The 12,816-nt window shown below is 65.7% G+C and carries 12 protein-coding genes and 1 pseudogene; 5 read left to right on the top strand and 8 right to left on the bottom strand.

Features of this window, described 5'->3' with window-relative positions; translation table 11 throughout:
* The first annotated feature begins 4 nt into the window (after positions 1 to 4).
* The 3 genes from ABIA30_RS02335 to recX all read left to right on the top strand — a co-directional run bounded on the left by ABIA30_RS02335 (position 5) and on the right by recX (position 1,939).
* Positions 5 to 199, top strand: a complete 195-nt coding sequence (locus tag ABIA30_RS02335) for a DUF3046 domain-containing protein (protein ID WP_370061718.1) — start codon at positions 5 to 7, stop codon at positions 197 to 199.
* Between the two features lie 152 nt (positions 200 to 351).
* The gene (recA, locus tag ABIA30_RS02340) at positions 352 to 1,401 is read left to right on the top strand and encodes a recombinase RecA (RefSeq protein WP_370061720.1); all 1,050 of its coding nucleotides are present in this window, start codon (positions 352 to 354) and stop codon (positions 1,399 to 1,401) included.
* Complete coding sequence (gene recX, locus ABIA30_RS02345) at positions 1,370 to 1,939, top strand: recombination regulator RecX (protein WP_370061722.1); 570 nt, start codon at positions 1,370 to 1,372, stop codon at positions 1,937 to 1,939. The genes recA and recX overlap by 32 nt, the downstream gene beginning before the upstream one ends.
* Before the next feature lie 13 nt (positions 1,940 to 1,952).
* Here recX and ABIA30_RS02350 read toward each other — a convergent pair whose 3' ends face one another.
* The 8 genes and pseudogenes from ABIA30_RS02350 to ABIA30_RS02385 all read right to left on the bottom strand — a co-directional run bounded on the left by ABIA30_RS02350 (position 1,953) and on the right by ABIA30_RS02385 (position 10,560).
* Complete coding sequence (locus ABIA30_RS02350) at positions 1,953 to 3,566, bottom strand: PucR family transcriptional regulator (protein WP_370061724.1); 1,614 nt, start codon at positions 3,564 to 3,566, stop codon at positions 1,953 to 1,955.
* A 51-nt stretch (positions 3,567 to 3,617) separates the two neighbouring features.
* Positions 3,618 to 5,000 carry an aspartate aminotransferase family protein gene (locus tag ABIA30_RS02355; protein WP_370061726.1) on the bottom strand — a complete coding sequence of 461 codons (1,383 nt, stop codon included), beginning with the start codon at positions 4,998 to 5,000 and terminating at the stop codon, positions 3,618 to 3,620.
* A 96-nt stretch (positions 5,001 to 5,096) separates the two neighbouring features.
* On the bottom strand, positions 5,097 to 6,590 hold the full coding sequence (locus ABIA30_RS02360; RefSeq protein WP_370061728.1) for a CoA-acylating methylmalonate-semialdehyde dehydrogenase: 1,494 nt from the start codon (positions 6,588 to 6,590) through the stop codon (positions 5,097 to 5,099).
* A 137-nt stretch (positions 6,591 to 6,727) separates the two neighbouring features.
* Positions 6,728 to 7,306: a hypothetical protein gene (locus ABIA30_RS02365; protein ID WP_370061730.1), complete on the bottom strand. Its 579-nt coding sequence runs from the start codon at positions 7,304 to 7,306 to the stop codon at positions 6,728 to 6,730.
* Between the two features lie 87 nt (positions 7,307 to 7,393).
* Entirely contained in the window at positions 7,394 to 8,233 is an 840-nt protein-coding gene (locus ABIA30_RS02370) for an amino acid ABC transporter permease (RefSeq protein WP_370063240.1), read from the bottom strand.
* Positions 8,234 to 8,296: 63 nt separating this feature from the next.
* On the bottom strand, positions 8,297 to 8,968 hold the full coding sequence (locus tag ABIA30_RS02375; RefSeq protein WP_370063242.1) for an amino acid ABC transporter permease: 672 nt from the start codon (positions 8,966 to 8,968) through the stop codon (positions 8,297 to 8,299).
* A 36-nt stretch (positions 8,969 to 9,004) separates the two neighbouring features.
* Positions 9,005 to 9,808: pseudogene (locus ABIA30_RS02380) on the bottom strand (glutamate ABC transporter substrate-binding protein); the annotation flags it as partial.
* Between the two features lie 23 nt (positions 9,809 to 9,831).
* The gene (locus ABIA30_RS02385; RefSeq protein ID WP_370063244.1) at positions 9,832 to 10,560 is read right to left on the bottom strand and encodes an amino acid ABC transporter ATP-binding protein; all 729 of its coding nucleotides are present in this window, start codon (positions 10,558 to 10,560) and stop codon (positions 9,832 to 9,834) included.
* A 148-nt stretch (positions 10,561 to 10,708) separates the two neighbouring features.
* Between ABIA30_RS02385 and miaB the strand changes: the two genes are divergently transcribed.
* Together miaB and ABIA30_RS02395 are read left to right on the top strand one after the other, a co-directional pair.
* On the top strand, positions 10,709 to 12,199 hold the full coding sequence (miaB, locus tag ABIA30_RS02390; protein WP_370063246.1) for a tRNA (N6-isopentenyl adenosine(37)-C2)-methylthiotransferase MiaB: 1,491 nt from the start codon (positions 10,709 to 10,711) through the stop codon (positions 12,197 to 12,199).
* The gene (locus ABIA30_RS02395; protein ID WP_370061732.1) at positions 12,187 to 12,759 is read left to right on the top strand and encodes a hypothetical protein; all 573 of its coding nucleotides are present in this window, start codon (positions 12,187 to 12,189) and stop codon (positions 12,757 to 12,759) included. Before miaB ends, ABIA30_RS02395 begins: the two co-directional genes overlap by 13 nt.
* The last annotated feature ends 57 nt before the right edge of the window (positions 12,760 to 12,816 follow it).

Below are 12,816 nucleotides of genomic sequence, written 5' to 3' on the forward strand. Positions count from 1 at the left end.
CGCCGTGCGATTGACCGAATTCTCGCTGCTGGTCGAGGGCCAGTTCGGTGCGGCGCGAGGTGCCTCGCTGGTGGTCGACCACGTATTGGCTGCTCTGGGTGGGCGGACCCCGGCCCAGGCCATCGAGGCCGGTGTCGAACCCCGTGACGTATGGCGGGCGTTGTGCGCGGACTTCGATGTCCCGCGCGATCGGTGGTGACACGCAGACCGGCGTGTCTGCTTGCACTCGAACACACGTTCGTTAGTCTGATCCTCAGTTCAACCGCCGAACTTGTCGGTGGCCTCATCTAGCGTCACGGCCAACCGATCGGAAACCCGGTCAACGAACACCCACGAGGACGGAGATCACCCATGGCACCACAGGCCCCGGATCGCGAGAAGGCGCTCGAGCTGGCCCTCGCGCAGATTGACAAGAATTTCGGTAAGGGCTCGGTCATGCGGCTCGGAGAAGAGACCCGCCAACCGATTTCGGTCATCCCTACCGGTTCCATCGCGCTCGACGTGGCGCTCGGCATCGGCGGTTTGCCTCGTGGCCGGGTCGTCGAGATCTACGGCCCGGAATCCTCGGGTAAGACCACCGTGGCCCTGCACGCGGTGGCCAACGCCCAAGCCGCCGGTGGCATCGCGGCGTTCATCGACGCCGAGCACGCGTTGGATCCCGAGTACGCCAAGAAGCTCGGTGTCGATACCGACGCCCTGCTGGTGTCTCAGCCCGACACCGGTGAGCAGGCGCTGGAGATCGCCGACATGCTGGTGCGTTCCGGTGCCATCGACATCCTGGTCATCGACTCGGTGGCCGCGCTGGTACCCCGCGCCGAGATCGAGGGCGAGATGGGTGACAGTCACGTCGGTCTGCAGGCCCGCCTGATGAGCCAGGCGCTGCGCAAGATGACCGGTGCGCTGAACAACTCCGGCACCACCGCTATCTTCATCAACCAGCTCCGCGAGAAGATCGGCGTGATGTTCGGCTCGCCCGAAACCACCACCGGCGGAAAGGCGTTGAAGTTCTACGCGTCCATCCGCCTGGACGTTCGGCGCATCGAGACGCTCAAGGACGGCACCGACGCGGTCGGTAACCGTACCCGCTGCAAAGTCGTCAAGAATAAGATGGCGCCGCCGTTCAAGCAGGCCGAGTTCGACATTCTGTACGGCAAGGGCATCTCCAAGGAGGGCTCCCTCATCGACATGGGTGTCGAGCATGGCTTCATCCGCAAGTCCGGGTCGTGGTTCACCTACGAGGGTGAGCAACTGGGCCAGGGCAAGGAGAACGCCCGTAACTACCTGCTGCAGAACATGGACGTCGCCAACGAGATCGAGAAGAAGATCAAGGAGAAGCTCGGGATCGGCGCCGTAGTCACTGACCAGAGCGATGACGTCCTCCCCGCGCCCGTCGACTTCTGAGGCTGGGCCGGCCCTAGGGCCGGCAACTGGGTCTGACTCAGAGGGTCGGCAACGGGATGAGCAGGCGAAGGCCGTGTGCCTTCGCCTGCTCACCTCGCGGGCGCGCAGCCGGGCCGAGTTGGCGGCGGCGCTGGACAAGCGCGGCTATCCCGAGGATGTTGCCGGCCGGGTACTTGACCGGCTGGCAGAGGTCGGGTTGATCGACGATGAGGATTTCGCCGAACAGTGGATCCGATCTCGACACGTCAACGCAGGTAAGGGAAAACGGGCGCTGGCGGCCGAGTTGCGACGCAAGGGCGTTGACAACGAGGTCATCAACCAAGCGCTGGCCGACATCGACTCAGGGGCCGAACGGCAGCGGGCCGAGCAGTTGGTCCGGGACAAGCTGCGTCGTGAGCGGCTCGACGACGACGCCGATGACACCAAGGTGACCCGCCGATTGGTCGGCATGCTGGCTCGTCGCGGCTACAACTCGTCGATGGCATTCGACGTGGTGAGTGTTGAGCTGGCCAACGAGAAGCAGCGCCGGAAGGTATAGACACTGGCGGCGCTCAGGACCGCGGCGACTCCAGAATCAGTATGGCGGTGTGCAATGACGTGCGGGACTCTGCATCGTCCAGATCGACATCGAGAATGCGTTGCAGCGTAGCCAGTTTCGCGTAAATCGCGGGTCGGGACAGGTGGAGCCGTTTGGCCAGTTCGGATTTGTTTCCGCCTGTGTCCAGGAAGGTCCGCAGGAAATCGAACATGTCGTCCTTGTGGCGGGCTCGATGCGCGAGTAGTGCTCGCAGCTCGGTTTCGGCGAAGGCCTGTACCCGCGGGTCGGATCGGATCAGCGCGAGCAGCCCCCGCAGCCGTACATCGGTGGCCCGGTAGAACGGCTTGTCGGCAGCGGGCAATGCCGCAGCGACGTCCGCGATGTGCGAGGAATCCTGCAATCCGATTGCCGCGTCGATCAATTGGCGTTCCGGTGAACCGGCTCCGACGACGCAGCGGCCGGAGCCGTCGGTGCGGGCCAGGGCCGCCCTGATGGACGAACACAGCTCGCGCAACGCGCGTTCGGGGTCGGTGCCGGAGGGTTCGGACAGCAGGATGTCAATGCGACCCGATTGCCGGTTGGCGGTCAGGGCGGCCTGACCGGCCGCGCGGATGGTGTGGCGGACCGCGTCCAGCCGCCGCCACTGGCGACGCTGCGCGGATACGTCGTCGGCCAAGGTGGGTGCGTCCACCGATCTGATGGTCAGCGGCAGGTAGTGCCGCGCCGGTCGCAGACCGAGCGCGAATGCGCGGGCTGTCGCCACTGACTCGTCGGAAATCCGTTCCTGGACAAGCTCATCGACAAGCCCGCTCTGTGCCTGCTGTTCTAAGTTGGTGCCCTCGACATCGATCATTCGGCGCAGTGCCAGCGCCTGGGCCGCGCGTTCGGCGACCAGCTGGGCCTGGCTGACCGACTGTGGCGCCACCGGCATCACCAGTCGGCCCCAGTCGCGCCGGTGCGGGCCCACTTGGGCGGTGATCCAGGACTCGGGGCCGTGGATGCCGGTCGCGGTCGAGATCGGCGTCAGGCGTGACCGGCGTTCCCAGTCGTGCAGCAGCCGAGCGGTGGGAATCCCGCGCGCCGCGAACGCCAGGACCTGCCGGTTGAGATCCTCCAAAACCACTGGCGCATCGATGATCTGGGCGGCGGCATCGACGATCTCGGTCAAGGGGGCGCGGCGCATGCTGAGGTCGGTGAAGACCTCGTGAACGTGGTGCGCGAACGTCAGCTCGTCGTAGTGCTCGGCGACGATGATCCGGTGGACCGACTCGGTGACCTCCACGAACTTGATCTCGCGGTGAAAGGCGATCAGGCACAGCCCGAGTTCTTCGGCCAGTTGGGCCGCGTCATCGGGGACCGCGGCCAGCTGGGCGCCGAGTTCGACGGCGACCCCGACCACTCCGGCTTCGTTCAAGTCGCGTAGGTACTGCGCGCGGCGGGCACGGTCGGCCAGCGGGCCGCCGGTGGTCAGGATCAGCTCGCCGCCGAGCAGCAGGTGCGAGATCTCGCTGACGTCGGAGACGTGGACCCACCGCACCTGGTGGTCCAGCACGGCAGCGCCGAGGACTTCGGGTTGTGCGGCCTGCACGACGGGTAGATCAAGGACGTCGCGGATGGTCGGCGGCATTTACACAATGTAAATCCGATGCCGCATGGCAGCTACGGAATGCTGGATTCGTCAGCTGGCATACGAGTCGGCCACATCGAGCGCACCGTCCAGGATCGCCAGGCCTTCCCGTGCCTCGTCGGCGCTGACATTGCACGGCGGCACCACGTGAATCCGGTTGAAGTTGGCGAACGGCAGCAGGCCCTGCTGCTTGCACTGGGCGATCATGGTGTTCATCGCATCGCTGGAACCGCCGTAGGGCGCCAACGGTTCCCGGGTGGCTTGGTCGGCGACCAGTTCGATGGCCCAGAACACTCCGGTGCCGCGGACCTCGCCGACGCTGCGGTGCCGGGTGGCGAATTCGCGCAACGTCGGGCCGATGATGTCGGCGCCGGTCCGGGCCGCGTTGTCGACCATGGTCTCGTCGCGCATCGCCTCAATGGTCGCCACGGCGGCTGCGCAGGCCAGCGGATGTCCGGAGTAGGTCAGTCCACCGGGGTAGGGGCGGTCGGCAAACGTCTGATAGATCTGCGGGCTGATCGCCACCCCGCCGAGCGGCACATAGCCGGAGTTCACCCCTTTGGCGAAGGTCAGTAGGTCCGGAACCACGTCAAAGTGGTTGATGGCGAACCACTTTCCGGTGCGGCCGAACCCTGCCATCACCTCGTCGGCGATCATCACGATGCCGTACCGGTCGCACAGTTCGCGGACCCCGGCCAGGTAGCCGGGCGGTGGCACCATGATGCCGGCGGTGCCCGGAATCGACTCCAGAATGATCGCGGCGATGGTCGACGCGCCTTCCAGCTCGATCACTCGCTGCAGCTCTTCCAGTGCCCGTGCACATTCCTGTTGTTCGGTCTGCGAATGGAACACCGAGCGGTACAGGAACGGCCCATTGAAGTGCACGACGCCGGCGGCGCCGCGATCGTTGGCGAAGCGCCGTGGGTCGCCGGTCAGGTTGATCGCCAGATCGGTGCCGCCGTGGTAAGCGCGGTAGCGGGCGAGCACCTTGTGCCTGCCGGTGTGCAGGCGGGCCATCCGCACCGCGTGCTCGACGGCATCGGCGCCGCCGTTGGTGAAGAAGATCTTGTTCAACTCGCCGGGAGTCAGCTCGGCGATGAGCCGGGCCGCCTCACTGCGCGCGGCATTGGCGTGCTGCGGTGCGATGGTGCACAGCTTGGCGGCCTGATCCTGGATCGCCGCAACGACTTTCGGGTGCTGATGGCCGATGTTGGTGTTGACCAGCTGGGAGGAGAAGTCCAGCAGCCGGTTGCCGTCACCGTCCCAGACGTAGCTGCCCCGCGCGGCGGTGACAGTCATGGGGTTGAGCGCCGCCTGGGCCGACCATGAGTGGAAGACGTGAGCGCGGTCGAGGCGGTGTGCGCGCTCGGCCTCGGCGCGCATCGAATCGATGGAGTGACCGGCGGGCAGGGTGTGGTCGGTGGTCAGGGTCATCTCGAGCTCCTGCTGGTTAGGGCGTGACGTGGGCGTGCACGAGGTCCAGTCAGGGCAGGCCGGACCCCGCGCACGGGTCTGAGGTGTGTCGAAGGGTCAGTTGTTTTCGGGGAAGCCCAGATTCAGGCCGCCGTGGCTGGGGTCGGCCCAGCGCTGGGTGACGGCCTTGGCGCGGGTGAAGAACTGCACGCCCTCGGGCCCGTAGGCGTGGCTGTCGCCGAACAGCGAGGCCTTCCAGCCGCCAAAACTGTAGAACGCCATAGGCACCGGGATCGGCACGTTGATCCCGACCATCCCGACCTCGACCTCGTTCTGGAACCGGCGCGCCGCACCACCGTCGTTGGTGAAGATCGCGGTGCCGTTGCCGTAGGGGTTGTTGGCGATCAGTTCCATTGCCTCGTCATAGGTCTCGACCCGGATGACCGAGAGCACCGGGCCGAAGATCTCGTCGGTGTAGACGCTCATCTCGGGCGTGACGTTGTCCAGCAGAGTCGGGCCCAGCCAGAACCCGTGCGCTGCGCCATCGACGGTGATGTTGCGGCCATCGAGTACGACTTTGGCGCCCGCGGACTCGCCGGCGTCGATGTACGAGGCCACCTTGTCGCGGTGTACCTGGGTGATCAGCGGTCCCATGTCGGAGCCCTTGGCGCCGTCGCCGGTCTTGATGCAGGCGGCACGTTCGGCGATCTTGGCAACCAACTCGTCGGCGATCGGTCCGACGGCCACGCAGGCCGAGATGGCCATGCAGCGCTCGCCGGCCGAACCGAAGCCGGCGTTGACCATGCTGTCGGCCGCCAGGTCCAGGTCGGCGTCGGGCAGGATGACTGCGTGGTTCTTGGCGCCGCCGAGGGCCTGCACGCGTTTACCGGACGCAGTGGCGGTCTGGTACACGTACTGCGCGATCGGGGTGGAACCGACGAACGAGACGGCCTTGATCTTCGGGTTGGTCAGCAGCTCGTCGACCGCGGTCTTGTCGCCCTGCAGCACGTTGAACACACCGTCGGGCAGGCCGGCCTGCTGCCACAGCCGGGCCATCCACAGCGACGAGGACGGATCCCTCTCGGACGGCTTGAGCACCACCGTGTTGCCGGCGGCGATGGCGATGGGGAAGAACCACAACGGGACCATGGCCGGGAAGTTGAACGGTGCGATGATGGCGACCGGTCCCAGTGCCTGGCGGATGTTGTAGACGTCGACATTGGTCGAGGCGTTCTCGGAGTAACCGCCCTTGAGAAGATGCGGTATGCCGCAGGCGAATTCGACGACCTCCAGGCCGCGGGCGACCTCGCCCGCGGCGTCGGAGAGCACCTTGCCGTGCTCGGCGGTGATGATGGCGGCGAGCTCTTCCTTGCGGGCATTGAGCAGCTCGCGGAAGGTGAACATGGTCTGGACTCGCTTGGTGATCGAGGTGTCCCGCCACGATGGGAAGGCAGCGGCGGCCGCGTTGATGACCGCTTGCGCATCCTCGACACTGGCCAGTGCGACGTGACCGGTGACCTCACCGGTAGCGGGGTTGGTGACCCGGGCGCTCTGGCCCGAGGTGCCTGCGAAGATGTCGTTGTTGGCCCAGTGCTGGATCGTGTTCGTCACGGTCGCCTTCCGTTGTTGAGCGGACAGATCCGTCCGCTGACTCTGGAAGAAAATTCTGGGCCCGAACACGCCCCGCCGGACCCTTCACTGTGTATGGCTAAGGTCGGTGATTGTTACACAGTGTCAACCGAGCGTGGTCAGCGGTGAGCCGGCCGATGCGAAAAGCTTGCCCCCGGTCCCTGCTTGTGCAGGCCAATGTGGTGCCGGCTGCCCGCTGCCTGGTGTACCGACGGCACCGTCGTAATTGGGTTGGTGTGCAGCTGATGGTGCGTCGATAGCGCCGCGGCTGTTCTGACACCGGGTTTGGGCGTGGGTGCCGCGGAGAACAGCGTCGACACCAATCTGATCTGGAAGTTGACATAGCCGGACCCGAACGCGACAAGGTCCCGGCCGGCGACGAGTTCTGTGCCGATGAGGTCCTGTAGGGCCCGGCCGACGGCGGTCAGCACAGGTATTCCGTTGCGGATGTTGGTCAGCAGGGTGATCGGGATGGGAAGTTCGCGTGCGAACAGCTGCGCGCCCGTGGTGACGAAATCCTCGACGAACTGGACGTTGAAGGTCAGTTCCTGGTTGATGAAGCTGGGTAGGGAGACCGTCGTCAGGACCACCGGCGGCGCCTGCGGGGGCGGCGCCGCCGGTGATGTCAGGGGTGTGAGGGCGAATGCGATGCCGACCACCAAGCTGGGAACCAGAGCGGGACGAATGGACGCTTCCATGACAACTCCCCGGTGTGCTCGGCGGCGGGCCGGGTGCACGGCACCGTCAGACCTACACTCCAGACACGAGGACGGGCGCGATCGAGTTCAATCGGCGTCGACGGCCAACGGCTCGGGTGCCCGGCGGGATCGCCGCAGCCGCCCTTCCAGCCGGGTGGCCAGGGCCGACAGCGTGGCGTTCACGCTGATCATCAGGATGGCGATGACGATCAGCGCCGGGATGTAGTTGCCGTAGGTGGAGCCGATGTTCGTGCCCTGGCGAACCATTTCGACGAAGGTGATCTGGTAGCCGATTGCGGTGTCTTTGAGCACCACGACCATCTGGGACACCAATACCGGAAGCATCGAGGTGACGGCCTGGGGCAGCAGGATCGAGCGCATGGTCTGCCCCCACCGCAACCCCAGGGCAGATGCGGCTTCGCGCTGGCCGTGGGGCAGGGCGTACACACCGGAGCGCACGATCTCGGCGATCACCGCGCCGTTGTACAACGCCAACCCGGTGATCACACCCGCCAGCGCCAACTGCCGGGAGGGCAGGACGTCGTACAACGCGTAGAGGAAGTATGCGAACAACATCATGATCAGCACCGGCACCGCGCGGAAGAACTCCACCACCACCGAACAGGTCCAGCGCACGGCGCGGTGTTCAGACAGCCGGCCCGTACCCAATGCCAGGCCGAGCGCCAGCGCCAGCACGATCGACACCGCGGCCGCCGTCAGGGTGCCGATCGCACCGGGCAGGACGTAGGTGGTCCACAGATCCGCGGTCAGGAACGGCTGCCATTTGGCTTCGGTCAGTTGGCCTTTCGAAGCGAACTGCCACACCACCCAACCGCCCATCGCGACGATCGCCGCGACGATGACGACCGCGAACAACCGATTGCGCCGCTGCGCGCGGGGCCCGGGGGAGTCGTAGAGGACAGTCATCGGTGCCTTCTGTTCTTCGCGCAAGCGCTCATCGGTACTGTCTGTTCTTCGCGCGAGCGCTCATCACCGCACCACCGCGTATCGCCGACCCAACCAACCGAACAACAACCCCAGTGGCAAGGTCAGCGCCACGAATCCGGCGGCGAAGATCGAGCCCACCGCGAGCAGGGCCGCCGTGTTCTCGATCATCTCCTTCATCAACAGTGCTGCCTCGGCCACCCCGATGGCCGACGCGATCGTGGTGTTCTTCACCAAGGCGATCAGCACTGACCCCATGGGATTGATCACCGCGCGAAAAGCCTGCGGCAGCAAGATGATCCGCAGGTTCTGCCCGAACGTCAGGCCCAGCGAGCGGGCCGCTTCGGCCTGGCCCACCGGCACGGTGTTGATCCCTGAGCGCAGCGTCTCGCACACGAACGACGCGGTGTACACCGTCAATCCCAGTGCCGCGAGCCGAAAGTTACTGTCCACCACGGCCGTTGGGGAACCGGAATCCACCAGGGTGATGCGCAGCGTATTGCCGATACCGAACGAGCAGAACAGGATGATCAACGTCAATGGGGTGTTGCGCACCACGTTGACGTAGGCCGCGCCCAGCCAGGTCAGTATCGGCACCGGCGACAACCGCATGGCCGCCAGCACGGTGCCCAGCGCCAGCGCGCCTGCGGCCGCCAGCACCGTGAGCTCGATGGTGGTCCAGAACGCCGCGAGGATCTTGCCGCCGTAGGTCCCCATCAAATCGACCCGCTTGGTGACGCCCGGGCCCGCAGTGGTGTCTAGCAGTGGAGGTGGTGGAGCGTGCAGGCCGGCGGGGCCGAGATTGCGATCGAATGCGGCCTTCCAGTCGCCGGACTGCTGCATCTTCGCGATGGCGGCATTGACCTGTTTGCGAAGTTCGCTGTTGCGCTTGGTCAGGCCGATGCCGTAGCGCTCCACCGAGAACGGCTTGCCCACCAACTTGAAGGCCCCCGGCGTCTGGGCGGCGTAGCCCGCCAGGATCACCTCGTCGGTGGAGAGGGCGTCGATAGCTCCGGTCTTCACTGCCTCCAGGCATGCCGAGTAGGTGTCGTACTGCTGCAACTGCACGCCAGGGTATTTGTCCTTGATCCGTTGCGCGGGCGTGGATCCGGACACCGAGCACAACTTCTTGTGGTTCTGCAGCGATTCCACGCCGGTGATCTCGGTGTTGTCGGCCCGCACCAACAGGCTCTGACCCGTCACCAGATACGGGCCGCCGAAAGACACCTTCTGCTTGCGGGCGTCGGTGATCGAGTAGGTCGCCACGATGTAGTCGACCTGACCGTTCTGGATGAGGTTCTCGCGCTGGCCCGATGGCGCCTCTTTCCATTCGATGTCGCTCGGTGAGTAACCGAGTTGTCCTGCAACGTAAGTGGCGACGTCGATGTCGAACCCGGCCAGCGTCCCGTCCGGCTTCTTCATGGCCAGTCCCGGCTGGTCGAATTTGGTGCCGATGGTGATCTTCTTGCCGCTGCTACCGCATGCCGACAGCGAGGCCAGTGCCACGATGAGCACCGCGACGGCGGCCACTCGCCGCCAAAGCGCCGACCCGGTCAGAGTCTCACTGGACCGTTCCACGGTCAGCGGTCCAGGATCTTGCCCAGGAAATCCCGGGCCCTGCTCGACGTCGGGTTGGCGAAGAACTCGTCGGGCGCGGCGTCCTCCACGATCGTCCCGTCGGCCATGAACACCACCCGGTCCGACGCCCGGCGGGCAAAGCCCATCTCGTGCGTCACCACCATCATCGTCATGCCACCTTCTGCCAGTGAGGTCATCACCGTCAGCACCTCGTTGACCATCTCCGGGTCCAGCGCGCTGGTCGGCTCGTCGAACAGCATCACCTTGGGGTCCATCGCCAGGGACCGCGCGATCGCCACCCGCTGCTGCTGACCGCCGGACAACTGCGCCGGGTACTTGTCGGCCTGTGTCGCCACGCCGACCCGCTCCAGCAGCTCCATGGCCCGGGTCTGGGCCTGGTCCTTGTCCTTCTTGCGGACCTTCATCGGCGCCAGCGTGACGTTCTCCAGGATCGTCTTGTGCGCGAAGAGGTTGAATGACTGGAACACCATGCCCACCTCGGACCGCAGCTCGGCAAGCTTGCGGCCTTCGGCCGGTAGCGGCACACCGTCGATCGCGATCGTCCCCGAATCGGTGGCTTCCAGCCGGTTGATGGTGCGGCACAACGTCGATTTGCCGGATCCGGACGGCCCGAGCAGCACCACGACCTGACCTCGGGGAATCTCCAGGTCGATGTCCCGCAGGACGTGCAACGCACCGAAGTGTTTGTTGACCCCCTTGATCGAGATCATCGGTGTGGCAGGTGACGGCTCGCCGGTGACCATGCCCACAGACACTACCCAGCGAATCACCAGTTCGCGGCCGTTGGCGAGTTCGGTGAAATTGGGTGTCATCCACCCGCGCCCGTAACATTGGGCCGTGACTCCAACGGCGACGCAGATGGTGGAGGCCGCCGCACGCACCTACCAGGTCCGCACCTACGGCTGCCAGATGAACGTGCACGACTCCGAACGGCTGTCCGGCCTACTGGACGCCGCCGGTTACCGGCGGGCCGCCGATGGCGAGGACGCGGATGTCGTGGTGTTCAACACCTGTGCGGTTCGGGAGAACGCCGACAACAAGTTGTACGGCAACATCAGCCACCTCGTGCCGCGCAAACAATCCAACCCCGACATGCAGATCGCAGTGGGCGGGTGTCTGGCGCAGAAGGACCGTGCCACCGTGCTGCAGAAGGCGCCGTGGGTCGACGTGGTGTTCGGTACTCACAACATCGGCTCGTTGCCGACGCTGCTGGAACGTGCCCGGCACAATCGCGAGGCCCAGGTCGAGATCGTCGAAGCGCTCGAGCAGTTCCCGTCGGCGTTGCCGGCGACCCGTGAATCTGCTTATGCCGCTTGGGTTTCCATCTCCGTGGGCTGCAACAACACCTGCACGTTCTGCATCGTGCCGTCACTGCGCGGCAAAGAGGTGGACCGCCGGCCGGGTGACATCCTGGCCGAGATTCAGACCCTGGTGGACCAGGGGGTCCTGGAGATCACCCTGCTGGGCCAGAACGTGAACGCCTACGGGGTGTCGTTCATCGACCCCGAGACGCCGCGCGATCGCGGTGCCTTCGCCAAGCTGCTGCGCGCCTGTGGCGACATCGAAGGTCTGGAGCGGGTCCGATTCACCTCGCCACACCCTGCCGAGTTCACCGACGACGTCATCGAGGCGATGGCGGCCACCCCGAACATCTGCCCGACGCTGCACATGCCGCTGCAGTCCGGGTCCGATCGCATCCTCAAGGCGATGCGCCGGTCCTACCGGGCCGAGAAATATCTGGGCATCATCGACCGCGTCCGGGCGGCCATCCCGCACGCGGCGATCACCACTGACATCATCGTGGGTTTTCCGGGGGAGACCGAAGAGGATTTCCGGGCCACGCTCGATGTGGTGGAGCGTGCCCGCTTCTCCAGCGCCTTCACGTTCCAGTACTCCAAACGACCCGGTACCCCGGCCGCCGAACTCCCGGATCAGTTGCCCAAAGAGGTTGTGTCCGAGCGCTATATGCGTCTGATCGAATTGCAGGAGCGGATCTCCTGGGAGGAGAACCTCGCGCAGGTCGGCCGTGAGGTCGAGCTGTTGGTGGCCACCGGCGAAGGCCGCAAAGATACCGCCACCGAGAGAATGTCCGGCCGGGCGCGGGACGGCCGATTGGTGCACTTCGCCCCGGGTGCACTGGACATCCGCCCGGGCGACGTCGTCACCACGACGGTGACCGGGGCCGCCCCCCACCACCTGATCGCCGACGCGCCGATCGCCGAGCATCGCCGGACCCGGGCCGGCGACGCGCACGCCGAAGGCCGCAAACCCACCACCGGAGTCGGGCTGGGCCTACCGGGAATCGGTGCGCCCCCCGTCACACCTGTAGAGCAGGGATGTTCACGATGAACGAGTCCAAGTCCAACGACGCCGATTTCGATCAGTTCAAAGGTGATATCGACGCCGCCGAACGACGGATCGCCCGCGAGATCGATCCCGGAGCCCGGGCGATGGTGGTCGCGGTCTGTGTGTTCGTGATTTTGTTGTCCTTCGTGTTGCCACACACCGGCAATGTCCGGGGCTTCGACGTGCTGCTCGGCGATCACGTGGCCGTCGCGGCCAAGGTGCTGATCCCGTCGAAGGTGTTTGTCTGGCTGATCCTGGTGTTCAGCGTCGGCTTTTCCATCCTGGCGCTGACCACCCGGCGCTGGGGGCTGGCCTGGATCGCGCTGGCAGGTTCGGCCGTCTCGTGTTTCATCGGCATGCTGGCCATCTGGTCGCGCAACACCGTCGTCCATCCGTATCCCGGTCCGGCTTTCGGGCTGTATCTCGCGTGGATCGCGGTACTGGTGCTGACATTTCACTGGGCGCGTGTGGTGTGGAGTCGCACCGCGGTGCAGCTGGCCGCCGAGGAGCAGCGCCGACAGGCGGCCACCGAGCAGCAAAAGCGTGGCTTGCTGGACGAGTGAGGCAGCAGCGCCCGCCGATCCCTGGCCGATACTGGGCTTGCACTGGCTGTCGTCGGT

It is taken from the genome of Mycobacterium sp. MAA66, assembly GCF_041261665.1.
GTDB lineage: Bacteria > Actinomycetota > Actinomycetes > Mycobacteriales > Mycobacteriaceae > Mycobacterium.

Excerpts from the sequence above, each read along its gene's own strand:
- ABIA30_RS02370 (WP_370063240.1), bottom strand. The coding sequence starts at position 8,233 with ATGACTGTCCTCTACGACTCCCCCGGGCCCCGCGCGCAGCGGCGCAAT.
- recA (WP_370061720.1), top strand. The coding sequence starts at position 352 with ATGGCACCACAGGCCCCGGATCGCGAGAAGGCGCTCGAGCTGGCCCTC.
- recX (WP_370061722.1), top strand. The coding sequence starts at position 1,370 with ATGACGTCCTCCCCGCGCCCGTCGACTTCTGAGGCTGGGCCGGCCCTA.
- ABIA30_RS02395 (WP_370061732.1), top strand. The coding sequence starts at position 12,187 with ATGTTCACGATGAACGAGTCCAAGTCCAACGACGCCGATTTCGATCAG.
- miaB (WP_370063246.1), top strand. The coding sequence starts at position 10,709 with ATGGTGGAGGCCGCCGCACGCACCTACCAGGTCCGCACCTACGGCTGC.
- ABIA30_RS02350 (WP_370061724.1), bottom strand. The coding sequence starts at position 3,566 with ATGCCGCCGACCATCCGCGACGTCCTTGATCTACCCGTCGTGCAGGCC.
- ABIA30_RS02355 (WP_370061726.1), bottom strand. The coding sequence starts at position 5,000 with ATGACCCTGACCACCGACCACACCCTGCCCGCCGGTCACTCCATCGAT.
- ABIA30_RS02375 (WP_370063242.1), bottom strand. The coding sequence starts at position 8,968 with ATGGGGACCTACGGCGGCAAGATCCTCGCGGCGTTCTGGACCACCATC.
- ABIA30_RS02365 (WP_370061730.1), bottom strand. The coding sequence starts at position 7,306 with ATGGAAGCGTCCATTCGTCCCGCTCTGGTTCCCAGCTTGGTGGTCGGC.
- ABIA30_RS02385 (WP_370063244.1), bottom strand. The coding sequence starts at position 10,560 with ATGATCTCGATCAAGGGGGTCAACAAACACTTCGGTGCGTTGCACGTC.